This is a genomic window from Nocardia tengchongensis, from assembly GCF_054781395.1.
On sequence record NZ_BAAGUM010000012.1, the window covers coordinates 172,034 to 196,260 of the forward strand.

25 protein-coding genes and 1 pseudogene are annotated in these 24,227 nt (G+C 68.4%); 16 read left to right on the top strand and 10 right to left on the bottom strand.

Annotated elements, in window-relative coordinates; all coding sequences use genetic code 11:
* The first annotated feature begins 125 nt into the window (after positions 1–125).
* Positions 126–317 (top strand): DUF3046 domain-containing protein, encoded by a 192-nt coding sequence (locus ACYVKL_RS25470; RefSeq protein WP_213556724.1) that lies wholly within the window; start codon positions 126–128, stop codon positions 315–317.
* Between the two features lie 51 nt (positions 318–368).
* On the opposite strand, the gene ACYVKL_RS25475 is transcribed toward ACYVKL_RS25470, so the two are convergent.
* Positions 369–899: a CGNR zinc finger domain-containing protein gene (locus tag ACYVKL_RS25475; protein ID WP_379174079.1), complete on the bottom strand. Its 531-nt coding sequence runs from the start codon at positions 897–899 to the stop codon at positions 369–371.
* A gap of 178 nt (positions 900–1,077) precedes the next feature.
* Here ACYVKL_RS25475 and ACYVKL_RS25480 point away from each other — a divergent pair, with 178 nt between their 5' ends.
* From ACYVKL_RS25480 to ACYVKL_RS25510, 7 genes and pseudogenes are all read left to right on the top strand, one after another.
* Complete coding sequence (locus ACYVKL_RS25480; protein ID WP_379174077.1) at positions 1,078–1,530, top strand: VOC family protein; 453 nt, start codon at positions 1,078–1,080, stop codon at positions 1,528–1,530.
* Positions 1,531–1,603: 73 nt separating this feature from the next.
* A complete protein-coding gene (locus tag ACYVKL_RS25485; RefSeq protein ID WP_379174076.1) occupies positions 1,604–2,521 on the top strand; it encodes a pyridoxamine 5'-phosphate oxidase family protein in 918 nt (305 codons plus the stop codon).
* Positions 2,522–2,554: 33 nt separating this feature from the next.
* Positions 2,555–3,007 (top strand): nuclear transport factor 2 family protein, encoded by a 453-nt coding sequence (locus ACYVKL_RS25490; RefSeq protein ID WP_379174075.1) that lies wholly within the window; start codon positions 2,555–2,557, stop codon positions 3,005–3,007.
* A 172-nt stretch (positions 3,008–3,179) separates the two neighbouring features.
* Positions 3,180–4,214: a recombinase RecA gene (recA, locus tag ACYVKL_RS25495; protein ID WP_379174074.1), complete on the top strand. Its 1,035-nt coding sequence runs from the start codon at positions 3,180–3,182 to the stop codon at positions 4,212–4,214.
* 1,304 nt (positions 4,215–5,518) lie between these two features.
* Positions 5,519–6,055: pseudogene (gene recX, locus ACYVKL_RS25500) on the top strand (recombination regulator RecX); the annotation flags it as partial.
* A 303-nt stretch (positions 6,056–6,358) separates the two neighbouring features.
* Positions 6,359–6,673 (top strand): hypothetical protein, encoded by a 315-nt coding sequence (locus ACYVKL_RS25505; protein ID WP_379174149.1) that lies wholly within the window; start codon positions 6,359–6,361, stop codon positions 6,671–6,673.
* A 12-nt stretch (positions 6,674–6,685) separates the two neighbouring features.
* The gene (locus ACYVKL_RS25510; protein ID WP_379174072.1) at positions 6,686–7,345 is read left to right on the top strand and encodes a hypothetical protein; all 660 of its coding nucleotides are present in this window, start codon (positions 6,686–6,688) and stop codon (positions 7,343–7,345) included.
* 9 nt (positions 7,346–7,354) lie between these two features.
* Here the strand turns inward: ACYVKL_RS25510 and ACYVKL_RS25515 are convergent, their stop codons facing one another.
* The 6 genes from ACYVKL_RS25515 to ACYVKL_RS25540 form a co-directional block, all read right to left on the bottom strand.
* Complete coding sequence (locus ACYVKL_RS25515; RefSeq protein ID WP_379174071.1) at positions 7,355–7,912, bottom strand: DUF1990 family protein; 558 nt, start codon at positions 7,910–7,912, stop codon at positions 7,355–7,357.
* A gap of 35 nt (positions 7,913–7,947) precedes the next feature.
* Positions 7,948–8,226, bottom strand: coding sequence for a hypothetical protein (locus ACYVKL_RS25520; RefSeq protein ID WP_379174070.1), 279 nt, complete (start codon positions 8,224–8,226; stop codon positions 7,948–7,950).
* 59 nt (positions 8,227–8,285) lie between these two features.
* On the bottom strand, positions 8,286–9,197 hold the full coding sequence (locus tag ACYVKL_RS25525; RefSeq protein WP_379174069.1) for an amino acid ABC transporter permease: 912 nt from the start codon (positions 9,195–9,197) through the stop codon (positions 8,286–8,288).
* Positions 9,194–9,874, bottom strand: coding sequence for an amino acid ABC transporter permease (locus ACYVKL_RS25530; RefSeq protein WP_379174068.1), 681 nt, complete (start codon positions 9,872–9,874; stop codon positions 9,194–9,196). Before ACYVKL_RS25530 ends, ACYVKL_RS25525 begins: the two co-directional genes overlap by 4 nt.
* Before the next feature lie 91 nt (positions 9,875–9,965).
* Positions 9,966–10,805 carry a glutamate ABC transporter substrate-binding protein gene (locus ACYVKL_RS25535; protein WP_357194582.1) on the bottom strand — a complete coding sequence of 280 codons (840 nt, stop codon included), beginning with the start codon at positions 10,803–10,805 and terminating at the stop codon, positions 9,966–9,968.
* A gap of 22 nt (positions 10,806–10,827) precedes the next feature.
* Positions 10,828–11,556, bottom strand: a complete 729-nt coding sequence (locus tag ACYVKL_RS25540; protein WP_379174148.1) for an amino acid ABC transporter ATP-binding protein — start codon at positions 11,554–11,556, stop codon at positions 10,828–10,830.
* A gap of 278 nt (positions 11,557–11,834) precedes the next feature.
* Here ACYVKL_RS25540 and miaB point away from each other — a divergent pair, with 278 nt between their 5' ends.
* The gene (gene miaB, locus ACYVKL_RS25545; protein WP_379174067.1) at positions 11,835–13,361 is read left to right on the top strand and encodes a tRNA (N6-isopentenyl adenosine(37)-C2)-methylthiotransferase MiaB; all 1,527 of its coding nucleotides are present in this window, start codon (positions 11,835–11,837) and stop codon (positions 13,359–13,361) included.
* A gap of 351 nt (positions 13,362–13,712) precedes the next feature.
* Entirely contained in the window at positions 13,713–14,294 is a 582-nt protein-coding gene (locus tag ACYVKL_RS25550; protein WP_379174146.1) for an Rv2732c family membrane protein, read from the top strand.
* 152 nt (positions 14,295–14,446) lie between these two features.
* On the opposite strand, the gene ACYVKL_RS25555 is transcribed toward ACYVKL_RS25550, so the two are convergent.
* The gene (locus ACYVKL_RS25555) at positions 14,447–15,883 is read right to left on the bottom strand and encodes a DUF349 domain-containing protein (RefSeq protein WP_379174065.1); all 1,437 of its coding nucleotides are present in this window, start codon (positions 15,881–15,883) and stop codon (positions 14,447–14,449) included.
* 174 nt (positions 15,884–16,057) lie between these two features.
* Here ACYVKL_RS25555 and ACYVKL_RS25560 point away from each other — a divergent pair, with 174 nt between their 5' ends.
* Genes ACYVKL_RS25560 through dapF form a run of 4 tightly spaced genes read left to right on the top strand, consistent with a single transcriptional unit; the run spans position 16,058 to position 19,573 of the window.
* Positions 16,058–16,870, top strand: coding sequence for a class III extradiol ring-cleavage dioxygenase family protein (locus tag ACYVKL_RS25560; protein ID WP_379174064.1), 813 nt, complete (start codon positions 16,058–16,060; stop codon positions 16,868–16,870).
* Complete coding sequence (gene miaA, locus ACYVKL_RS25565) at positions 16,867–17,829, top strand: tRNA (adenosine(37)-N6)-dimethylallyltransferase MiaA (RefSeq protein ID WP_379174063.1); 963 nt, start codon at positions 16,867–16,869, stop codon at positions 17,827–17,829. The genes ACYVKL_RS25560 and miaA overlap by 4 nt, the downstream gene beginning before the upstream one ends.
* Positions 17,826–18,650 carry a TrmH family RNA methyltransferase gene (locus tag ACYVKL_RS25570; protein WP_379174062.1) on the top strand — a complete coding sequence of 275 codons (825 nt, stop codon included), beginning with the start codon at positions 17,826–17,828 and terminating at the stop codon, positions 18,648–18,650. Before miaA ends, ACYVKL_RS25570 begins: the two co-directional genes overlap by 4 nt.
* 2 nt (positions 18,651–18,652) lie before the next feature.
* On the top strand, positions 18,653–19,573 hold the full coding sequence (dapF, locus tag ACYVKL_RS25575; RefSeq protein ID WP_379174061.1) for a diaminopimelate epimerase: 921 nt from the start codon (positions 18,653–18,655) through the stop codon (positions 19,571–19,573).
* 9 nt (positions 19,574–19,582) lie between these two features.
* On the opposite strand, the gene ACYVKL_RS25580 is transcribed toward dapF, so the two are convergent.
* Positions 19,583–20,815, bottom strand: a complete 1,233-nt coding sequence (locus ACYVKL_RS25580) for an alkene reductase (RefSeq protein WP_379174059.1) — start codon at positions 20,813–20,815, stop codon at positions 19,583–19,585.
* Between the two features lie 60 nt (positions 20,816–20,875).
* On the opposite strand from ACYVKL_RS25580, the gene ACYVKL_RS25585 reads away from it, so the two are divergent.
* Positions 20,876–21,250, top strand: a complete 375-nt coding sequence (locus ACYVKL_RS25585; protein ID WP_379174058.1) for a MerR family transcriptional regulator — start codon at positions 20,876–20,878, stop codon at positions 21,248–21,250.
* Positions 21,251–21,332: 82 nt separating this feature from the next.
* Positions 21,333–22,856, top strand: a complete 1,524-nt coding sequence (hflX, locus tag ACYVKL_RS25590) for a GTPase HflX (RefSeq protein ID WP_379174057.1) — start codon at positions 21,333–21,335, stop codon at positions 22,854–22,856.
* A 340-nt stretch (positions 22,857–23,196) separates the two neighbouring features.
* On the opposite strand, the gene ACYVKL_RS25595 is transcribed toward hflX, so the two are convergent.
* On the bottom strand, positions 23,197–24,227 hold a 1,031-nt coding region (locus ACYVKL_RS25595), incomplete at its 5' end, for an HNH endonuclease signature motif containing protein (protein WP_460773044.1).

Below are 24,227 nucleotides of genomic sequence, written 5' to 3' on the forward strand. Positions count from 1 at the left end.
GAGTCGGCTGAATCCGTCGTGTCTTCGCGGCATGGGCGGTGTGGCGCATTCCGGGGATTTGCCCGGAAACGGCAGCGCTGACCGGCCGTTCGGCGGGTTCAGCGCGGTGGCGTAGGCTCGCGGCCGTGCGGCTGACGGAGTTTCAGGAGTTGATGCATACCGAGTTCGGGACGGCGCGGGCGGACGCGCTGCTGACCGACCACGTGCTGCCGTCCATGGGGCGGACCGGCGCGCAGGCCATCGAGGCCGGGGTGGATCCCCGTGACGTGTGGCGGGCGCTGTGCGCGGAATTCGATGTGCCGAAATCACGCTGGTGATCGTGGCGCGGGCGCGCGACGCCGTGATCGGCGAATCGCGCTGAGCCGCAGCTACTCCGAGTGCTCGGCCTGCGTCTTCTTCGCGTAATGCCGCGTCGCCTTGGCGCGGTTGCCGCAGGCCGCCATCGAGTGCCAGCGGCGAGTGCCGTTCTTCGAGGTGTCCAGGAACCACAGGATGCACTGGGGATGCGCGCATTTCTTGATCCGGTCGGGGGAGCTCGCCAGCAGCTGTAGCAGGTTGTCGGCGGCGAGCCAGCCGGGTAGCCAGGCCGGGTCGCCGACCTCGGGGAGCGTGGCCGGGCCGTCGGGGGTGAGGGCGCGGCGGATGCGGCCGTGCTCGAGGATGGCATTGAGATCGTCGGCGGTCTCGCCCTTCACCGCGCGCAGGATCGCCTCGCGGGCGGTCACCAGCGCGCGCAGCGTGGCCGCGTCGGCGGGCAGATCGAGGTCGTTGTCGGCCAGCCACCGCCGTGCCCCGGCCACATCGGTGAGCAGATCCTGCCGGCCCGACGCCGCGATCCAGCGCGTGTTGAGCAGGTCCAGAGCGAGCGGTTCACCGAGGTGGGGACGTGGTTCGGGCACGCTCGAGGATAACCGGCTCCCTGCCGTCATCGGATCACCCACACCTTTCTGATCGACCCTTCCGACCAGTCATAACCATCAAAACCAACTATAGGGGTTGACGGTGGTCGGCGGCCGGGGTTACGTTCTAACCTGTCAAACAAACAATAAGGGTTAGACCATTCCGAAGGGGTTCACCATGACCGCACCTGTCCTCGCCCCCGGGCACATCGGCCTCAATGTCACCGACCTCGACCGCTCGGTGTCCTTCTATCGGCGCGCCCTCGGCTTCGAACAGCTCGGCGCCGGCGGCGAAGGCGCGCAGCGTTTCGCCTTCCTCGGGCGTGACGGGCAGCTGCAGGTCACGCTGTGGCAGCAGAGTGACGGCGAGTTCTCGGCGAAAACGCCCGGCCTGCACCACCTCTCGTTCCAGGTGGACACCATCGAGCAGGTGCGCGCGGTGGAGACCGCGCTGAAGGACCTCGATGTCGCGTTCGCACACGACGGTGTGGTCGCCCACGGCGAAGGCGCGGCCTCGGGCGGCATCTTCTTCATCGACCCCGACGGCATCCGCCTCGAGGTGTACGCACCGTCCGGTGCCGAGCGCGCGCCCGCGCCTTCGGGAGCCGCGCCCACCTGCGGCTTCTTCTGACCAGGAATATCGGAGTCCCGCAGCGGGATCAGCGGCGGCAGGGCGGCTAGGTGGCGGCCCGAGGGGAGAGCACATGAACGACACACAGATCCGGGAGTTGCCGGACGGGGTCGGCTACCACCCCGGCGAACTAGCGGTGCAGCGGCGGATGGGGCAGGCCGATATCGCGCAGCGGGTCGGCCGGATGATCCGGCCCGACATCCCGGACGCCGCCGCGCAATTCCTGGCCGAGCAGCCGATGGTCGTGCTGGCCGCGGCCGACGACGCCGGGCGCATGTGGGCGGGCCAGCTGGCCGGTCCGCCGGGATTCGTCCACGCCACCGATGCCCGTGCCATCGAGGTGGACGCGGTTCCGGTCACGGGTGATCCGCTGGCCGAATCGCTGCGGGACACACGGCATGTCGGGATGATCGCGCTGCAGCCGCAAACACGTCGCCGGATGCGGGTGAACGGGGTGATCGCGCCCACCGCGACCGGACTGCGCATCGATACCGAACAGGTGTATTCGAACTGCCCGAAGTACATCTCCCGCCGCGGCGTCGAGGAATGGGTTGCCGGTGCGACGCCGGCGGTGCGCCGCGCCACCGAACTGGATGCGGCTCAGCGGCAGCTCATCTCACGCGCCGACGCCTTCTTCGTCGCCTCCGCCGACGTCGACGGCCATGCCGACGCCTCCCACCGCGGCGGCAATCCCGGCTTCCTGCAAGTGCTTTCCCCGACCCACCTGCGCTGGCCCGACTACCGAGGCAACTCCATGTTCATGACCCTCGGCAATATCGCCGCCGACCCGCGCTGCGGACTACTGGTGCCCGACTGGCGAACCGGCACTACCCTGCAACTCACCGGCACCGCCGAGATCGCCTGGGACGAAGCCGTTTTCACCACGGGCGCGCAATGCGCCGTCGATTTCACCATCACCGAGGTCGTCGAGATCTCGGGCGCCACACCCCTGCGCTGGACCGACCCCGAACTGTCGCCGGTCAACCCCTGACCCGGCGATCCCTACCCCTGAAAGGCCCTCCCCATGCGTCCTCCACTGCCGCCCTTCGACCTCGAATCCGCGAAGCTCAAGGTCCGCGCCGCCGAAAACGCCTGGAACACACGCGATCCCGAAAAGGTAGCGCAGGCGTACACCGAGGATTCCGTCTGGCGCAACCGCGACGAATTCCTCACCGGCCACGCCGAGATCGTCGACTTCCTGAAGCGCAAATGGTCCACCGAGAACGGCTACGCCCTGCGCAAGGACCTGTGGACCTTCACCGAGGACCGCATCGCCGTCCGCTTCCAGTACGAATGGCACGACGACGCCGGCCAGTGGCACCGCAGCTACGGCAACGAGCTCTGGGAATTCGCCCCCGACGGCCGCATGTCCCGCCGCGAGGCCAGCATCAACGACGTCCCGATCCCCGAGTCCGAACGCCGCATCTTCGGCCCGCGCGGCGCGGAGGAGGACACCGCGGGCCTTCCTCTACGCTGACCGGGGCGGGGGTTGCGGAGGGGTTGCCATCGGGTGTTTCGCGTGTCGCTCAGCGCGTCGCTTGCGTCGAACACCTGTTCGTCTAAGCTCGTCGTCGGAAGTTGTCGGTGCCTCCCTCTAACGTGGGCGCCAACCACAGCATGAGACTCACCCGTTGAGAAGGGGACAGACGATGGCACCTCCGGCTTTCGATCGTGAAAAGGCCCTCGACCTGGCGTTGGCGCAGATCGAGAAGGGCTTCGGCAAGGGCGCGGTCATGCGCTTGGGAGAGGAGGCGCGTCAGCCGATCGCGGTGATCCCCACCGGGTCCATCGCGCTGGACGTCGCGCTCGGCATCGGCGGGCTGCCGCGCGGCCGCATCGTCGAGGTCTACGGCCCGGAGTCCTCGGGTAAGACCACGGTCGCGCTGCACGCCGTCGCCAACGCGCAGGCCAACGGCGGTGTCGCGGCGTTCATCGACGCCGAGCACGCGCTGGATCCGGACTACGCCCGCAAACTGGGTGTCGACACCGACGCCCTGCTGGTCTCCCAGCCCGACACCGGTGAGCAGGCACTCGAGATCGCCGACATGCTGGTGCGTTCCGGTGCCATCGACATCATCGTCATCGACTCCGTGGCCGCTCTGGTGCCGCGCGCCGAGATCGAGGGCGAGATGGGTGACAGCCACGTCGGTCTGCAGGCCCGCCTGATGAGCCAGGCGCTGCGCAAGATGACCGGCGCCCTGAACAACTCGGGCACCACCGCCATCTTCATCAACCAGCTGCGCGAGAAGATCGGCGTCATGTTCGGCTCGCCGGAGACCACCACCGGTGGTAAGGCGCTGAAGTTCTACGCCTCGGTCCGCCTGGACGTCCGCCGCATCGAGACGTTGAAGGACGGCTCGGACGCGGTCGGTAACCGCACCCGCGTGAAGGTCGTCAAGAACAAGGTCTCGCCGCCGTTCAAGCAGGCCGAGTTCGACATTCTCTACGGTGTCGGCATCTCCAAGGAGGGCTCGATCATCGACATGGGTGTCGATCAGGGCTTCATCCGCAAGTCCGGCTCCTGGTACACCTACGAGGGCGACCAGCTGGGCCAGGGCAAGGAGAACGCCCGCAAGTTCCTGCTCGAGAACACCGACGTCCGCGACGAGATCGAGAAGAAGATCAAGGAGAAGCTCGGCATCGGCGCTGACGTCACCGTCGAAGAAACCGCCGCCGACTTCTGACCATGACCTCGCGGGATTCCGAAGGGCCCCGGCGCACCCCGCCGGGGCCCACCCCCCAACTGGACGCGGTAGAACGCCTCCGCCGCCAACTGGAGTCCCGCGACGCCAAATCCGCGCGCCGCGGATCCCGATCCGGTAGGTCCGGAGGGTCCGAGCCGAGCCACGACCTCTTCGGCCGAGACTCAGCCGACCCCTACACCTCCACCGCCGGCTGGAACTACGGCCCCGCCGCCCACGCCGACACCTACCGCCCTGCCGCCGAACCCAATCCGGCCGAGGGCGCCTCTGCGTGGCGCACCACAGACGCACCCGACCCAGCCACTGCGCACCCGTCGGCGCGCGAGGCCGCAGCCCGCGAGGGCATGGACGGCGAGGCCACAGACCGCGACTGTGAGGGCACAAACCACGAGGCCTCGGCCCGTGACCGCGAATCCTCGGCCGGCAGTCCCAAGTCCTCGGATGCGAACCCGGAGCCCCCGAACCGCGGCCGTCGCTCCTCGACCCGCGCGTACAGCGACGATCCGTTCGCACGGACTCCAGAGCCTCTCGCCGACGAGGCGGAGCCCACGAATCCATCCCGCCCCCATCGCCGTTCGCCCGCCGGGCGAGGCCGCTCACCGGGGCAGTGGCGAGAGGAAGCGCCCACTGCGCCCGGCAGGATCCCGTCACCGGGCACTTTCCGAACGTCCGACCACTCCGAGCCCGACCGGCCGGTATCGAACAGCCTCGAGCCGATTGCGTCGACCGGGGTAACTACGCCGGGCTCCGCCTACGAGACGACCACGGCCCCTGTGGGTTCGGAGGCAGACAGCGGTCAGATTCTTCACCGAGGCGATGAGCACTCGACAATAGGAACCGCTGTCGGCGCGGGAGAGTCGACTTCGGCCTCGAAAACTCCTGTGGACAAGCTGGCGGCGGCGCGGGCGGCGTTGGCCGAGGCCACGGCAGTTGCCGCGGCAAATGCGGCCCAGGCTGCCGCGGATTCGGATCGGCGTGGCCGGCGGGGGAGCCGTGCGAAGGCTGCGGCCGCGGTGGAGCTGGAGCCGAGTGGTCTCGAGGATGAGGATGGTGTCGAGGGCAGTACCCGTCGCCGGGGGCGTTGGGGTGGCGGGAACTCGGTTGCGGGGGAGACATATTCCGGTGATGGCGCGAGTTCGGTTGCGGTGGGTCCGTATCCCGATGACAACGAGACTTCGGGTCGGGAAGGTTCGCACGGGCGGCGGGGTGGCCATCGCCGTGGGGCGTATGCGGAACGGGCCGGGAGCGACGGGGTCGACTCCGAGGATCGTGAGGGTCGACGTGGGCGGCGTGGACAGCGGCGGAACGGGGCCGGTGCGGAATCGGCTGGATCGGGTGCTCCGGCGGGTGGCGGTACCGAAGCGCAGGCGAGGGATGTGTGTCTGCGACTGCTGACCGATCGGGCTCGGAGCCGGTTCGAGCTGGCTGACCGACTGGCGGACAAGGGTTTCACCGCCGAGGTGGCGAAGCGGGTGCTCGATCGGCTGACCGAGGTCGGTCTGATCGATGACGCGGCTTTCGCCCAGCAGTGGGTGCACTCGCGCCACACCTACTCCGGCAAGGGCAAGAAGGTCCTCGCTCAGGAGCTGCAGCGCAAGGGAATCGCCCCCGAGCACGCCGAACCGGCCCTCGAACAGGTGACCCCCGAAGCCGAACTCTCCCGAGCCGCAGACCTGGTCCGCCGCAAACTCCCCACCCTCGCCCTGGACCTCGACCGCGACAAGGTCATCCGCCGCCTGGTCGGCCTGCTGGCCCGCAAGGGCTACACCCCCGGCACCGCCTATTCCGTAGTCACCGCCGAATTGGCCACCTACTCCGCGGACCTGTCCGCCCACGCCGCCAACCAGCCAATCGACCATGACGACGAATCCGACACCCCCACCACCCCTTTCCCGATCCACCGAACCAAGCCCACCCAACGTCGCGACCCCGCCCCCTCGTCCACCGAGGATCCCGCCGACCCCGCTGACGCCCCCTCACCCGAGGACGACCACGCCCGCGCAACCGAATTGGTCCGCGCCAAGCTCCGCACCCTGTCCCCGAATCTCGACCGCGAGGCAACCACCCGCCGCCTGGTCGGCCTGCTGGCGCGCCGCGGCTACCCCTCCGCGATCGCCTACAACGTCGTGACCACGGAGTTGAACGCCGCGAACTTCGTTGCCGGCCCCCCCGATCGCGCCGACGAAACACCGGTAGGCGCGGCGTCGTCGCAGCCCCGCCGCTCGCAGCTCACCTCTCCGCCCACCGCCGAGGTCGATGACGAGCACACCCGAGCCACCGAACTGGTCCGATCCAAACTCCGCACCCTCCCGCGAAACCTGGACCACGCCAAGGCCACCCAACGTCTCGTCGGTCTCCTGGCCCGCCGCGGCTTCAGCGCGTCAACGGCCTACGCGGTCGTGAAGGCGGAATTATCGAATGCCGCCCGGGGCATCGACTGACAGAATCGGCCGATGACCGACGGCATCGCGGCCGCCCTGCAAGACCTGGAGCAGGCGTTCGCCCGCTATCCCAGGCGGCTCGTTTTGGAGCGATGCCCACATTGCGGCCCGCCGGTGCGAGTCGGCGATGCCGACCTCTTCTGGTTGAGCCTCAAACTGGGCAACACCATCGGCACCGCTGACGACGCGAAAGCGCTGCTTCCGTTGCTCTTCGAACGCCTCGTCACAACCGAGGAACTCGACCCGGACATCATCCTCGGCAAGCTCGCCAACCTGAATTGGCGATCCTGGTCGCCCGCCGAACAGAACGCCGTCGACAGATTCCTGAACCAGACGTGGCGCGTCCTGCTGTCCGAATTCCCACCCCGCACAGGTGCCTTCCACGACGCTGCGTCTTTCCTTCGTTCCCTGACGGCCGCAGCTTTGTCCCCGACCCGATTCTTGGCGATCTGGGACGAAACCACCGGTCGGTCGGCAGACCGCCATTTGGCCACTTTCATCGAAGGCGCCCAATTCTCGACCCGCCTCGACCCGGCAATCCGTCAGTGGATTACCCGGGAATCCCTGCAGGCCAGACTGTTCCACGCCTTCGAACGCGAATTCTCCGACCCCACCTGGTCCGCCGCGTTCGCCAACGCCTACGACCTTGTTGCCGCTAGTTCCAGCGCCTGAGCTGCTCGGTCAGGTTGACAGCGCCCGCAGGTATCGGCGGCGGAAATAGCGTTGGGCGAGTAGGAGGATCGGGAAGGCGGCGCGCCAAGGGGCCTGGGGTGCGGGGCGGGTGAGGGAGCGCAGGGTCAGGTGGATGGTGCCGTCGGGGGTGAGGTGGAGGATGAAGGCTTCTTCGCCGGAGACGGGGTGGCCGGGGAGGGTGCCGTAGGCGAAGCCGCGGCGGGTGGGGGTGTCGACGACCGCTACGACTCGGACGGGTTCGTGGATCGCGAAGGGAGCCCGGCCGGCTGTGATGCGGAAGTTCGCGCCGGTCGTTGCGCGGGTGTCGGGGGTGTCGAGGGGCGTGACTCGGAAGCCGCTGCGCTGCTTCACACCCCAGCGGAGGAGTTCTTCGCTCGCGCGTTCCCAATGATCTGCGCCGTGGCCGATGACCGTCGTGCCTTCGAACTGCCGGAATCCGGGCGCCGTGGCGGTCCAGGTGGGGTCGGCGGGTGCGGTCGCGCCGATGGGGAAGTAGGTGAACTCCGCTGCGCCCCGGGAGTGACCGTCCGGTCGGTCTGGTTCCATCGATCCACCATAGCGGCGGGGCGACGGTTCTCGCGTCAGTGCAGGACACCGCCGGGTCGGCGAGTGGAGAGGGCGCGGCGGGCGTGGCGGTGGTTGGTGTGGCGATGGGCCCGGGGAGCGGGTGGGGGTGGGGAGGATTCGGGGGTGGCGGGTTTGGTGTGGCGGGCTGCGAGGATGCGGGCTAGGCCGTCGGAGGCCAGGACGGAGCCGAGGACTGCGGCGAGGGCGGTGAGGCCTGCGAAGAGTCCGGTTGCGATGGTGGCCAGGAGGAGCCCGAAGACGAATTCTCTTCGAGCGCTGACGTCTTCGGTCATGAAATTCAGTATGCGAGCTGGGGGCGCGGCTTGTCCGGCGGTCGGGCAAGCCGCGCGGGTCAGTTCTGCGGTTTCTGCAGGGAAACGTCGGAGACGAGGGCGTCCATGCCGGGGGGAGCGGTGATGGTGGCGGCGGGGACTACGGCTCGCGAGCCGTGTTTGCGGGTGCGCAGCCACTTCTCGACGCGGGTCGCGACCACGGTCAGGGTGTAGTTGATGATGATCATGATGATGGCGACCACGATCAGCGACGGGATCGGATTCTGTTCGGCCGCACCGAGTTGCGCGCCCGAGCGCACGATTTCCAGATAGGTGATCTGGTAGGCCAGCGCGGAATCCTTGAGCGCCACCACCATCTGCGAGATCAGCGCCGGCAGCATGGCGGTGACTGCCTGCGGCAGCAGGATCGACACCATGACCTGCGTCTTGCGCATGCCCAGCGCGACCGCGGCCTCGCTCTGCCCCTTGGGCAGCGCGCGGATGCCCGAGCGCACGATCTCGGCGATGACGGACCCGTTGTAGACGGTCAGCGCCGTCACCGCGGCCGCCAGCGCCAGCTGATCGGAGGGGAAGACGTTCTGCTTGGCGAACAGGTTGTAGAGGAAGATCATCAGGATCAGCACGGGAATGGCCCGCGAGATCTCCACCACCACACCGGCGAACCAGCGGACCGCCCGATGGTCCGACATGCGCAGGATGCCGAACAGCATGCCCAGCGCCAGCGCCAGCACGATGGACAGCGCCGCCGCCTCGAGCGTGCCGCGCAGACCCGGCAGCAGGTAGGTGCTCCACACCTGGCTCTCGGTGAACGGCTTCCATTTGGCGGCGGTGAACTGCCCCTTGTCGGAGAGTCCGCGGTACACGAACCACAGCGCCGCGGCCGCGACCGCCACCGCGAACACCGAGTAGATCCGGTACCGCAGCCGCGCCCGGGGTCCGGGCGCGTCGTAGAGCACGGACGCCGTGGTCATCGCGCCACCTCGAATCGTTTGGCCAGCCAGCCGAAGAACAGGCCGGTCGGCAGGGTCAGAATCACGAACCCGAGCGCGAAGATGGCGCCGATGTTCAGCACCGCCGCCTCGTTCTCGTTCATCTCCGCCATGAGCAGCGCGGCCTCACCGACACCGATGGCCGAGGCGATGGTCGAATTCTTGGTCAACGCGATGAGCACACTGCCCAGCGGCGCGATCACCGCGCGAAACGCCTGCGGCAGCACCACCATCCGCAGGTTCTGCCCGAAGGTGAACCCGAGCGATCGCCCCGCCTCCGACTGCCCGAACGGCACGGTGTTGATGCCCGACCGCAGCGACTCGCACACGAAAGCCGCGGTGTAGAAACTCAATCCGAGGATCGCGAAGCGGAAGTTGTTCTCGGAGATACTGTTCGGCCCCTCCGAGGCGAGCCGCAGTCCGAGCGTGGAGTACAGGCCGAGCGAGCAGAACACGATGATCAGCGTGAGCGGCGTGTTCCGAATGATGTTGACGTACAACGTGCCGATCCAGCGGGCGATCGGAATCGGCGACACCCGCATGGCGGCGACGATGGTGCCGAGAATCAGCGCCCAGAACCCCGAATACGCCGTCAGTTTGATGGTCACCCAGAACGCGTCGAGCAGTTTGGTGTGATAGCTGGAGATCAAGTCGAACACGACTGCCCCATTCCTCCGATCGGAAAACGAAGCGTGCCAGGTGATTTCACGACGAGATACTGCGTGGAATCACCCGGCACGAGTCCGTGGATCAGTACCGGTCGACCTTCGGCGGCTCCGGCACCTGGAAGCCGGTGGCGCCGAATTCCTTCTCCAGCGCCGCCTTCCATGCGCCGGAGGTGATCATGGCGTCGATGGCGTCGTTGATCTTGCCGCGCGACTCGGTGTCGCCCTTCTTGACGCCGATGCCGTACTTCTCGACGGTGAAGGTATTGCCGACCACCTTCAGCGCGCCCGGCGACTGTGCCGCGTAACCGCGCAGGATGATGTCGTCGGTGGTGACCGCGTCGACCGCGCCGGACTTGAGCGCCTCGACACACAGCGAGTAGGTGTCGTACGTGATCAGCTGCACCTCATGGGCGCTGACGTACTTGTCCTTGATGTTCTGCGCCGGCGTGGAGCCCTTCACCGAGCACAGCTTCTTGTTGCCGTTCAGCGATTCCGGCCCGGTGATGTCGGTGTTGTCCGACCGCACCAGCAGCGACTGCCCGGTCTGGAAGTAGGGGCCCGCGAAATCGACCTTCTCCTTGCGCTTGTCGGTGATCGAATAGGTGGCGACGATGAAGTCGACCTGCCCGTTCTCGATCAGCGTTTCGCGCTGCGCCGACGGCGACTCCTTGAAGGTGATGTTCTCCGCCTTCACCCCCAGCTTGTCGGCCACGTAGGTGGCGACGTCGACGTCGAACCCGCTGAAGCTGCCGTCCTTGTTGTGCAGGCCCAGGCCCGGCTGGTCGTACTTGATGCCGATGGTGAGTTTGCCGTCGGCCGCGTGCTGACTGGCGGTCTTGTTGCTGCTGCCGCCACAGGCGGTGACAGCCAGGGCCAGGGCAGCCACACCGGCGGCAATCCTGAGCGCGGGGTTGATCCTCATCGAACGTCCTGTTCTCTCAGTTTCAGTGGGAGAGGATCTTGCCCAGGAAATCCCTGGCTCGATCCGATTTCGGTGCGGTGAAGAAGGATTCGGGTTCGGTGTCCTCGACGATCTGCCCGTCGGCCATGAACAGCACCCGATTGCCCGCGCGGCGCGCGAAGCCCATCTCGTGCGTGACGACCAGCATGGTCATGCCGTCCTTGGCCAGCTGCACCATGACGTCGAGCACCTCGGACACCATCTCCGGGTCCAGTGCGGAGGTGGGCTCGTCGAACAGCATGACCTTGGGATCCATGGCCAGCGCGCGGGCGATGGCCACGCGCTGCTGCTGTCCGCCGGAGAGCTGCGCCGGGTACTTGTCGGCCTGATTGCCGATACCGACCCGGTCGAGCAGTTCGAGGGCCCGGGCGCGCGCCTTGGCCTTGTCGAGGCGCCGCACCTTCACCGGCGCGAGCATCACGTTGTCGAGAATCGTCTTGTGCGCGAACAGGTTGAACTGCTGGAACACCATGCCCACGTCGGCGCGCAGCTTCGCGAGGGCCTTGCCTTCCTCGGGGAGCTGCACACCGTCGACGGCGATCTCACCGGAGTCGATGGTCTCCAGCCGGTTGATGGTTCGGCACAATGTCGACTTGCCGGAGCCCGAGGGTCCCACCACGATCACGACCTGCCCCTTGGGCACTTCGAGATTGATGTCACGCAAGACGTGCAGCGCGCCGAAGTGCTTGTCCACATTCCGCATCGAGATCATCGGCGCGGGAGTGCTGGTGGAATCGGCCACGTCGGTCATGACCAGTGACCCTAACCACCTTGCGCCCGAAATGCTCGTCTTTGCCGGTCCGGCCCGCATTGAGCCGGGACTCGACACCCCCGCGTAACCAGCGATTGATGCCGCCGAGACCACTGCGCCCGGTCAGCCGTTGATCCGGCGACAATTCCACGACCATTCGCCGGGGCCGCCGCGGGGTCCGGGGTCGCGCGGCATGGACGGGTTTAGGGCCTCCGCCGAGCAGCTATTACCCTGGTTGAGTGAATTCCCCGGCCCGGACCTACGAGGTCCGCACCTACGGCTGCCAGATGAACGTGCACGACTCCGAGCGACTCTCGGGTCTGCTCGAGGACGCCGGCTACGTCAAGGCCGTGGCCGGCGATACCGCTGACCTGGTCGTATTCAATACCTGCGCGGTGCGTGAGAACGCCGACAACAAGCTGTACGGCACCCTCGGCCACCTCGCGCCGATCAAGGCCGAACGCGAGGGCATGCAGATCGCGGTCGGCGGCTGCCTGGCGCAGAAGGACCGCGACACCGTGGTCAAGAAGGCGCCCTGGGTGGATGTGGTGTTCGGCACCCACAACATCGGCTCGCTGCCGGTGCTGCTGGAGCGGGCCCGCCACAACGAGCAGGCTCAGGTCGAGATCATCGAATCGCTCGAGGCGTTCCCGTCGACGCTGCCCGCCAAGCGCGAGTCCGCGTACGCGGGGTGGGTGTCGATCTCGGTGGGCTGCAACAACACCTGCACGTTCTGCATCGTGCCGGCGCTGCGCGGCAAGGAGGTCGACCGGCGTCCGGGTGACGTGCTCGCCGAGGTGCAGGCGCTGGTCGAGCAGGGCGTACTCGAAGTCACGCTGCTGGGGCAGAACGTGAACTCCTACGGCGTCTCCTTCGCCGACCCCGAAGAGCCGCGCGACCGTGGCGCTTTCGCGAAACTGCTGCGCGCCACCGGCAATATCGAGGGCCTGGAGCGGGTCCGCTTCACCTCCCCGCACCCGGCCGAATTCACCGACGACGTGATCGAGGCCATGGCCGCGACGCCGAATGTCTGCCCGCAGCTGCACATGCCGTTGCAGTCCGGCTCGGATCGGGTGCTCAAGGTGATGCGCCGCTCCTACCGCAGCGCCAAGTTCCTCGGCATCATCGAGAAGGTGCGCGCGGCCATGCCGCACGCCGCCATCACCACCGACATCATCGTCGGCTTCCCCGGCGAGACCGAGGAGGACTTCCAGGCCACCCTGGACGTGGTGCGGCAGGCGCGGTTCACCAGCGCGTTCACCTTCCAGTACTCGATCCGCCCCGGCACCCCCGCCGCGACCATGCCCGATCAGCTGCCCAAGGAGGTCGTGCAGGAACGCTACGACCGGCTGATCGAGCTGCAGGAACAGATTTCCCTGGAAGGCAATCAGGCGCTGATCGGTTCGACGGTCGAACTGCTGGTCGCCGATGGCGCGGGCAAGAAGAACGACAAGACCGCCCGCATGTCCGGCCGCGCCCGCGACGGCCGCCTGGTCCACTTCCGCCCGACCATGAACCCGGCCGCGGGCAGCGAGATCCGGCCCGGCGACATCGTCACCATCGATGTCACCGGCGCGGCTCCGCACTACCTGATCGCCGACGGGGAGATCCTGACCCATCGCCGCACCCGGGCCGGCGACGCCCACGAGCAGGGCATCACGCCCAAGACCGCGCCGATCGGCGTCGGCCTGGGCCTGCCCAGCATCGGCGCGCCGATCATGGTGGAAACCGCCGCCGCAGGCTGCGGCTCCGCGTGCGGCGACTGACGGGCGGGTAGCGGGTGCCGCTGCCACCCCGGCAGGGATGACAGCGGTGCGCGCTCAATCGTGGGGCCACTGACAACTACGCAGCGTCATAGGGCAGGATCGCTTGGGGACGTGCAGCGGATTCGTCGTCACGGGGACTCCGCCCGGCACGCCGCCGACCAATCCGCGACTGCGCGCGCGAGCGCTGTGCGGGAACGCGACAACCACGGCATGAGCGAGGATCGCAGCGGTATGACCGAGCAGCAGCCCACTGGCTCCGACGAGCCTCGTGACCGGCCGGAGCAGTCGGAAGACGAAGCAGCACAATCGGATACGGCGTCGCAGCAGGCGCCCGACGCGAACGAGGAGAGCATGAAGTCGGCCGAGCACAGTCAGGACTTCGAGCAGTTCCGCGCGGACCTCGAAGCCGTCGAACGCAAGATCGCCGGTGAGATCGACCCGGGCATGCGCGCCATGGTCGTGGCGGGCTCGGTGTTCGTGCTGCTGGCCTCGCTGGTGCTGCCGCACGCGGGCAAGACCCGCGGCTTCGACGTGCTGCTGTACGACACCGTCGCCCAGGCCGACCACATCGGCCTGCCGTCGCGGGTGTTCGTCTGGTTCGTCGTGGTCTTCGGCATCGGCTTCTCGGTGCTGGCGCTCATCACCCGCCGCTGGCTGCTCGCCTGGATCGCCGTCGCCGGTTCCGCGGTCGGCAGTGTCTTCGGCGTCCTGTCCATCTGGCATCGCCAAACCCCCGGCCTGGGCAACTACCACGGCGCGGGTCCGGGCGTCGGCCTGATCGTCGCCACCCTCGCCATCATCGTGCTGACCTTCCACTGGGTCCGCGTGGTGTGGGCCCGCACCTCGGTGCAGCTGGCCGCCGAGGAACAGCGCCGCCTGGCCGAGGCCAAGGCCGAGGAACAGCAGCGCCGCCGCCTCTTCGGCGAAGAATGAGCTGACCTCTCCGGCGCAACGCCGCAAAGACCGAACAGCCCGGCTGCAACCGAATCAGGTTGCCGCCGGGCTGTTTTCATAGCATGGGGCTGGACCGAGATGGCCGGCACACGGGATCGCCTGGGCTGCAAGGCAACCCAGGCGATCGTCCGTCAGCGCTGGCTGACCGCGCCTTCGGCGGCCTCGGCCCATTCGCGCCACTGCTTGGCCTGTTCCAGGGCCTTCTCCGCGTCGCGGGTCTTGCCCGCGGCCTGGGCCTTGGCGGCCTGTTCCTCGAATTGGGCGACGCGCTCGCGGAACTGGGCGGCGCGGGCCATGGCCTCGGGGTCGGTGCGGCGCCACTGGGCGTCGACGGCCTCGCGGACCTTCTTCTCGATGGCGCGCAGGCGCGATTCCAGGTCGTGCATGCGCTCGCGGGGCACCTTGCCGATGGCGTCCCACTTTTCCTGGAGTTCGCGCAGTCCGTTGCGGGCGGCGTCGAGTCCGGTGTCGGGGTTGATGTGCTCGTAGGCCTTCAGCAGTTCTTCCTTGAGGGAAGCGTTCTGCTCGAACTCGTGGTCGCGTTCGCTGGCCGCGGAGTTGCGGGCGGCGAAGAAGACGTCCTGAGCGGCCTTGAAGCGGCGCCACAGCTGCTCGTCGGCCTCGCGGGGGGCGCGGCCGGCGGCCTTCCATTCGGTCAGCAGGTCGCGGAAGACGGCCGCGGTGCCGGACCAGTCGGTCGAGCCGGACAGTTCCTCGGCGCGGACGCAGAGCTCTTCCTTGCGGCCCTTGGCGGCGGCCCGCTCCCGATCCAGGTCGGCGAAGTGGGCGCCGCGGCGGCGGTTGAACGCCTCCCGGGCCTTGGAGAAGCGACGCCACAGCGCGTCGTCGACCTTGCGGTCCACGCCGCGAATGGTCTTCCACTCGTCGAGGATCTCGCGCAACCGATCACCGGCGACCTTCCACTGGGTGGATTCGTTGGCGATCTGCTCGGCCTCGGCGGCCAGGGCTTCTTTGCGCTCGGTTTGCTCGTGCCGGGTGCGGTCCTTCTCCTCCTTGGCGTGCGCGGCCGCCTCGTCGGAGTGTTCGATGATGGCTTGCAGCCGAGCGGTCAGACCGTCCAGATCGCCGATCACCGCGGCCGTCGGCAACGTTTCGGCAAGCGCGGTGGCGGCGGTCTTGGTCTTGCGGGCGTCGGTGCCGGCGGCCAGTCGGGCCTCCAGCAGCGCCACTTCGGTGGCCAGATCGTCGTAGCGGCGGCCGAAGTGGGCCAGGCCCTCGGCGGCGTCACCGGCCTGCCAGGAGCCGATCACCCGCTCGCCGTCGGCGGACTTCACCCAGGCGGTGCCGTCCTCGTCGACCCGTCCCCACTGGCTGGGGTCGCTGACGCTGGGCACCACGACGGGGTGCGGATGCGCGACGGCCGGGCCGGGCATGGCGTGCGGTTTGGGAGATTCGGGTTTGCGGCGCGGGCCGCCCGGGCGGGGTGCGGCGGTAGCCGCCGGTGAAGGCGTGGCGCTCACGCTCGGGGCAGGCACGGCGGCGCCGGGCTGGGGCGTCGGGGTCGACTCCGGGTGGGTAGCCTTCTCGTTTCCGTTGTTGTCGGTCATAGCTCCTCGTCCCTGCCGCGCGTCACGGCTGCCTGGTTACGCCCTAGCTCATCGGTCTAGCTCATCCCATTCAACCAGGCTGAGATGCGAAATGCTGTCTTTGAGCCCGCTTCGGCGGCGCGGCGATCGGCCGGGGTGGGGCTGGTGAGGTGCGGTAGCGCTACGGTTGACGGCGTGTTCTGTGTTGCGTCACTGGTCCCCTCGCCGCCCGTGCTGGTACCCGAACTCCAGGGCGCGGCCGGGGCGGCCGTCGAGGGGGCTGTCGCGGAACTGCGAGCCGCGGTCTTGGCGGCGGCCGGGGAACTGGCCGCCCGCGCGTCGCGGTGGGTCGTGCTCGGCGTGGCGGAATCGGGGGCGGGTTCGGGCGCGGCGGATTCCGGTGGCGTGATCGGTGCGGATGCGGTGGGCACATTCCGGGGATACGGCGTGGACCGCCAGGTTGGTTTGGCGGGGGCGGTGGCCGAGCGTGTCGCCGCAGGACTTGTCGCGGACCCGATGCTGCCGTTGCCCGCGCTGATCGCGGGCTGGCTGCGCGAGCAGGCCGCGCCGGACGCGATCGCCGAATGCCGCCTGATCCCCGCCGACGCCGGCGCGGACGAGAGCCTGGCCTTCGGTAGGGAGCTCCGAGCCGAACTCGACGCGGTGAACGAACCGGTCGGTGTTCTGGTGGTGGCCGACGGCGCGGCGACGATGTCGCTGAAAGCCCCGCGGTACCTGGACGAGCGCGCAGAAGGCGTGCAGGAGACCATCGATCGCGCCCTGAGCGCGGGTGACCGCCAGGCCCTCGCAGCCCTGGACACCGCACTGTGCGCCGAGGTCGAGGTGGAAGGCCGCCCCGCATTCCAGGCGCTGGCCGGCCTGTTCGCCGCCGACGCCGCCGACCCAGAAGTCGAAACCCGCTACGCCGCAGCCCCGTTCGGCGTCGCCTACCACGTTAGCGTGTGGCGGCCGCGTGCCCTCGGCGCCGGAAACGGGGCCACCCCGTGACCGGCACCGACACTCCGCCGAGCGCCGCGATCCGCCCCATTGCGGTCGTCGGACCCACCGCCACCGGCAAATCCGATCTGGCCCTGGACCTGGCCCAGCGCCTGAACGGCGAGATCGTCAATATCGATGCCATGCAGCTCTACCGCGGCATGGATATCGGCACCGCGAAACTGCCGGTCGCCGAACGTCGCGGCATCCCGCACCACCAGCTCGACGTGCTCGACATCACCGAGACCGCCACCGTCGCGTCGTATCAGGCCGCCGCCCGCGCCGACGTGGAGGCGATCATGGCGCGCGACCGCACCCCGGTCATCGTCGGCGGCTCGATGATGTACGTCCAAGCGCTGCTGGACGATTGGGACTTCCCGGCGACCGATCCGGAGATCCGCGCCAAATGGGAGACGGTGCTCGCCGATCGCGGCACCGTCGCCGTGCACGAGGCGTTGAAGCAGGCCGACCCGGTGGCCGCGAGCACCATCCTCCCGACCGACGGCCGTCGCATGGTGCGCGCGCTGGAGGTGGTGGAACTCACCGGCAAACCGTTCGCCGCCTCGGCCCCGCAGATCGGTGAACCCCGTTGGGGGACAGTCATTATCGGCGTCGATCGCGACACCGCCGAACTGGATGCCCGCATCGAACTGCGCACCGCGAAGATGTTCGACTCGGGTCTGGTCGAGGAAGTCGAGGGTCTGCTCCCGCACGGCCTGCGCCACGGCCAAACCGCCCGCCGCGCCATCGGTTACGCGCAAGTCCTCGATTTCCTGGACAACGAATACGACCTGAACGAAGCTCAGGAGCGCACCTTCATCGGCACCCGGCGTTATGTCCGGAGACAGCGGTCGTGGTTCCGCCGAGATCAGCGGGTGCGATGGGTGGACGGCGCGGATCCCGCCTTGGCGGCGACCGCGCTGGCCCTCCTTGACTCCTCACCGATGAGGGACGAACAGGAACCACTGTGACGCGTCGCGCGAACACACGCACCGCCGCGGTCGGGGTGTGGCAGGCATATCTGACCACCCGCGCCGCACGCACCCGGGATTCTCGATTCCTGGTGCAGGGTGCGCGGCCCATCAGCCGCGCCCTCGAATGCCGTTGGCCGCTGGAGACTCTGGTCTACCGGCTGGGTGACCCCGAACCGTCGCCGTGGGCGCGGCAGCTGCTCGATTCCAGCGGCGTGCCCAGCGTCGGCCTGGTGCCGGAGGTGATGGCCGAACTGGCCGAACCGAGCGAGCCGGTGCCGGAACTGGTGGCGGTCGCGGTGACGCGCCGGCCCGAGCTGGAGGATTTCGCACCCGGCACGGCGACGGATCCGGCGACCGTGGTGGTGATCGACCGGCCCTCCTCGGCGATCCGGCTGGGCGCGCTGATCCGTTCGGCCGCGGCGTTCGGGGCGGGCGGGGTGATCGTGACCGGTTCGGGCGTCGACCATTTCGACCCGCAGAGCGTGCGCGCCTCCGACGGTGCGCTGTTCGCTGTTCCCGTGCTGCGGACCTCCGGGCCGGCCCAGGTGGCGGCGTTCCGGGACCGGCAGCGGGCCCGCGGTGTCGCGACCCGCATCGTCGGCAGCGACGATCGCGGCGGCCTCGCCCTCGATGACGCGAAGTTGGATGGCGGCACCGTTCTGGTGCTCGGCGACGAGAGCGAATCCCTGGCTCCGGCGTGGCGGCAGGTGTGCGACGAACTGGTCTGTATCCCCACCGATGGCACCCTCGGCGCGCCGTCCGCGGCCGCGGTGGCCCTCTACGAAATCTCCCGGCAGCGCCGGGCGCTACCGTTATAGCCATGACGAGCGAGAACAGCGCCGCTGATATCGAATTCAGCAAGGGCCACGGCACCCAGAACGACTTCGTGGTGCTGCCGGACCCGGACGCCTGGCTGGAGCTCACCGAATCCCGGATCGCCGCCCTGTGCGACCGGCAGCGCGGGCTCGGCGCGGACGGGGTGCTGCGCGTCGCGCGCGCTGGCGCGCTGATCGAGACCGGCGTGCTGGCCGGTCTGCCGGAGGGCGTCGGCGCCGAAGACTGGTTCATGGACTACCGCAACGCGGACGGGTCCATCGCCGAGATGTGCGGCAACGGGGTCCGGGTGTTCGCGCACTACCTGGTCGCGACCGGACTGGAGTCGCGCAACGAATTCGTGGTCGGGTCCCGCGCGGGCGCGCGTCCCGTGGTGGTGCATCACGCCGACCCCGTGCACGGCGAAGTGACCGTGGCCATGGGCCGTGTGAAGAACCTGGGCGCTTCGACGGCGACGCTGAGCGGACGTGAGTTCACCGGTCTCGGCATCGACGTCGGCAACCCGCACCTGGCCTGCGTCGACCCGGAGCTGACCCCGGCCCTGCTGGCCGGCCTCGACCTCGAGACCGCACCCGGTTTCGACCACACCCTGTTCCCGCACGGTGTGAACGTCGAGATCCTCACCCCGCTGGCCGTCGGCTCCGACGGTGAGAAGGGTGTGAACATGCGCGTGTACGAGCGCGGAGTCGGCGAAACCCGATCCTGTGGAACGGGAACCGTCGCCGCGGCGGCCGCCGCCCTGGCGCGTGACGGCTTCGACCTGGCCTCGGATGTGGGGCATGTGAAGGTTCACATTCCGGGCGGCGTGGTGACGGTCGGCATCGAGAACGGTGCGGCGTGGCTGCGCGGCCCGTCGGAACTGGTCGCGACGGGCCGCATCGCGGCCAAGTGGTGGCAGGACGCCTGAGCGGATCGCTCACGCCGCGCCGGCGCTGAGCATCGGCTTCGCGCCGACCGCTGAGTGAGCGATGTCGTCGGTGCGGACGCTGTGCTCGGCGGGTCGGGTGTTGCCGGTCAAGGCGATGCCTTCTGCGAGGGCGACGTGTCCTGCGGGAGCGGTGCTGTCTGCGAGCACGGGGTAGTCGGTGTAGCCCTCCTCGCCGCCGACGTACATCAGGTGTGCGTCGCGGACGGTATTGAGGGGCGCGCCGGTCCGCAGACGCTGCACCAGATCCGGGTTGGCCAGGAACGACCGGCCCAGTGACACCAGGTCCGCGCCCGCCGCGAGCAGTCCCCGCGCCGCGGCGGCGCCGCCGTCGGCGGGGAGCGGGACGCCCCAGCCGAGGTTCGGGTTCGCGATCAGTGTGGTCGGCCACAGGCTGCGGATCTGTTGGAAGAGGGCGCTGTCCGGGTCGGCGAACACCACGTGCAGATACGCGGGCTGCCGTTGCGCGAGGGCCGCTACCAGCGCCGGGTACAGCTCGTCGGTGTCGCTCTCGGCGATGCCGTTGACGTTGACCCCGGGCGCGATTCGCACCCCGACCCGCTCGGCGCCGATGGCCGCGATCACCGCGTCCACGACCTCGAGGGTGAACCGGATCCGATTCGCGATCGATCCGCCGTAGCCGTCGCCGCGCTGGTTGGTGTTGTCGGACAGGAACTGGTGCAGCAGATACCCGTTGGCGCTGTGGATTTCGACGCCGTCGAATCCTGCCGCGACGGCATTGCGGGCGGCGGTGGCGAAATAGGCTACGGTGTCCCGGATTTCGTCGACGGTGAGCTCGCGCGGAGTGACGGCCTCCTGGTGCCCGGTGGGTGTGTGAACGGTGTCCGGCAGCGCGATCGGCGAAGGCGCGACGGGGGTCAGGCCGCTGTTGTCCGGGTGCCCGACCCGTCCGCCGTGCTGGAGTTGCAGGACCATGCGCCCGCCCGCGGCCCGCACCGAGTCGGTGACCCGCCGCCAGCCCGCGATGTGCGAATCGGTGTGGATGGCCGGGATATTCGGGTAGGTCAGTCCGACCTGATTGGGGGTGGCGGCTTCGGCGATGATCAGTCCGGCGCTTGCTCGCTGGGTGTAGTAGGCGGCCATGAGATCGGTCGGGGTCCCGTCGGCGGCGGCGCGATTGCGGGTCATCGGCGCCATCACGAGGCGGTTGGGGAGTTCGAGTGCGCCGACGCGGCCGGTGGTGAAGAGGTCTGCGTTCGTCATGCCGGTAAGGTAAAACCTGACATCAATGTGAGGTGCAAGCCTCGGATTCCGGAGTACCGCATGCGAATCGGTGAGCTGGCAAAACGCACCGGCGTGAGCGATCGGTCGCTGCGCTACTACGAGGAGCAGGGCCTGCTGGTGGCCACGCGCACCCCGGGCGGCCAGCGTGACTATCCGGAGCTCGCCGTGGATCGGGTCATCCATATCCAGGAGCTCTTCGCTGCCGGGCTCAACAGCAAGAAGATCTTCGAGATCCTCCCGTGCATGCGCGACGTCGACGGCGGCGCGAACGAGCGCGCCACCCCCGAGTTGGTGGACGAGTTGCGCGCCGAACGCGACCGCATCGACCGCACGATCGCGGACCTGCTGCGATCCCGCGAGGTGCTCGACGATGTGATCGTGCGCGCAGGGGAGCGGTTCGTCGCCAGGTCGTGAGCGATGCCGCGGGTGGTGCGTGGTGGTCGCCTCGAAATAACCGAGTGCGGCCGTTCGTTGGGACGTGGGACTATGGAGGTGTATGAGTAAGCCAGAAACGTATGAGTTCACTCCCGCCGAGGACCTCGACGAGGAGATCAACGACGCGCCCGAGACCGGCCGCAATGGCTGGTCGGCCGCGCCGACCGTCGGTGAGCAGCAGCTCGAGGAGCGCGCCGCGCTGCGTCGCGTCGCGGGTCTGTCCACCGAACTCGAGGACGTCACCGAGGTCGAGTACCGGCAGCTGCGACTGGAGCGCGTCGTTCTGGTCGGTGTCTGGACCGAGGGTACGGCCGCCCAGGCCGACGCGAGCATGGCCGAGCTGGCCGCGCTCGCCGAGACCGCGGGTTCGGAGGTGCTCGACGCGCTGATCCAGCGCCGCGACAAGCCGGACAAGTCCACCTACATCGGCTCGGGCAAGGCCGACGAGCTACGCGGCATGGTGCTCGAGCACGGCGCCGACACCGTCGTCTGTGACGGTGAGCTCTCGCCCGCGCAGCTGACCGCGCTGGAGAAGATCGTCAAGGTGAAGGTCATCGACCGCACCGCGCTGATTCTGGACATCTTCGCCCAGCACGCCACCTCACGTGAGGGTAAGGCGCAGGTCTCGCTGGCCCAGATGGAATACATGCTGCCGCGACTGCGCGGCTGGGGTGAGTCCATGTCCCGGCAGGCCGGTGGCCGCGCCGGCAGCAACGGCGGTGTGGGTCTGCGTGGTCCCGGTGAGACCAAGATCGAGACCGATCGTCGCCGGATTCGCGAGCGAATGGCCAAGCTGCGCCGCGAGATTCGCGAGATGAAGACCGCCCGCGATACCAAGCGTGCCAAGCGTACGTCCAGCGGCATCCCGCAGGTCGCGATCGTCGGCTACACCAATGCGGGCAAGTCCTCGCTGATGAACGCGTTGACCGACGCCGGAATCCTGGTGCAGGACGCGCTGTTCGCCACCCTGGATCCGACCACCCGCCGGGCGGCGCTGGAGGACGGGCGTGAGGTCGTGTTCACCGACACCGTCGGCTTCGTCCGCCATCTGCCTACGCAGTTGGTCGAGGCTTTCCGTTCCACTCTTGAAGAGGTGACGGGAGCGGACCTGCTCCTGCATGTTGTCGACGGTGCCGATCCGTTGCCGGATCAGCAGATCAAGGCGGTCCGTGAGGTCATCGCGGATGTTCTGAAGGACACCAAGACGCCGCCTCCGCCGGAGTTCCTGGTGGTCAACAAGATTGACGCGCTGGATCCGCTGGAGGTTACGCAGCTGCGTGGCTGGATGCCTGATGCTGCCTTCGTCTCGGCTCGTACTGGTGAGGGGCTCGATCAGCTTCGTGACCGGCTCGGCCAGATTTTGGGCGGACTGGATGTCGAGGTCAGTGTGCTGCTGCCGTACACGCGGGGCGATTTGCTGGCTCGTATTCATGCGGACGGCAAGATCCTCAGTACCGAGCATGTGGAAACCGGAACTCGGGTTCGTGCTCGTGTCCCGAACAGCCTTGCGGGGCAGTTGGCTGACTACGCTCACGCGGGTGGTGGCCAGGACGAGGCTGCCGAGTCGGACTTCGGCGCTGCGTAGGAAAACCAAAGAAAAAGAAGACTAAAGATAAAAGACGCCTGGAGAAGGGAGAGGGTGGCCGAGCTTGCGAGGCCCCCTCACCTACCAGCCCCACTCACGGTTCGGCCGCGCAGCATCCCGGGGAAAACGAAGGGATGGGGTTTGCGGTTTCTGTAGGTGATCCGTGCAGTCCGTGGGCCGGGATCGGCGGGATTCGGCTCTCGACTTGGCGTCAGCCCAAGTGCGGTAGGGCAGGCGAGGCGACCACACTCTGTGTAGTTTTGCGGACGCGCTTGTGGCACGAGCATTCGTGACGCACGCAGCCCGAAGGGCCCCACCTTGGGTGAGGCTCGGGCTCGTATTAGGGGCGTGACCACCATTTGACCGGTGGGCGTGTGCGATCACGCAGTCGTGCCAGGGATGCGGCCATCAACTCGCCCGCGTGGTGGCGGTCGTTGACTTGGGGCTTACCGGTCGGATCGATGTGGCGTGGCGCGATCCACCCGGTGCGGCCAGCGTGTTCTGAATCCTGCGGCATGGCAACGGTTTTCCAGCCGCCGGGCCCATCGTGGATGAGCGCGTGGCAGGCGTCGCAGGCCAGGGTCAGGTTTTCGATGTCGGTGGTCCCGCCCTTGGCCCACTCGGTCACATGATGCACCTGAGTGAGAGTGGCAGGTGCGCTGCAGCCGGGTCGGGTGCAGCCGCGTTCGGTGGCGATCAACGCCATCCGCTGGGCGGAGTTGGCGAGGCGCTTGGTGCGGCCCAGGTGCAGGGGGCGTCCGGCGTGGTCGAAGATCGCCAGGAACGGCTTGGACTTCTGTGCCAGCTGCAACGCCTGCTCCAACGGCACCGTCCCGCCGGAGGCGGTGGTGGCCACACCGGCAGCGGCTTCGACCTCGGCCAGCGACATGGTGATGATGGTGGACACGGGCAGGCCCCGGTGCTGGCCCACGTGGGTGGGACCCATTTCCGGGCGCAGGAATGCCACCATGGCGTCGTGGTTGCGCTGGGCTGCGGTGCGGGTGTCGCGACGGGCAGCACGCTCCAAACCGGCGAGCGCTTCCTCATCGAGACCATCAGTCGTCCAGGGGCTTTCCGCGTCATCAGGGTTGCACATGCCCGGCTGGGCCAGGCTGGCGAAGATCGGATCGAACAACGCCCGCGCGGCAGGCGTCAGCTCCGCGGTCATGGTCGACATGCCGTCCACACCCTGCTTGCTCAGCGTGATCCCACGCCGCCGCTGCCGGTCACCGTCGTCGGTCAACCGTCCGTCGGGGTCGAGGTAACCCAGCAACCGGTCCCCGACCTTCGGGAGATCGTCCGGGCTGGATTGGGCGGCGAAGCTGGCCAGCTGGAATTCGGCGAGCTCCCGCAACTCCGGGTCGACCTTGC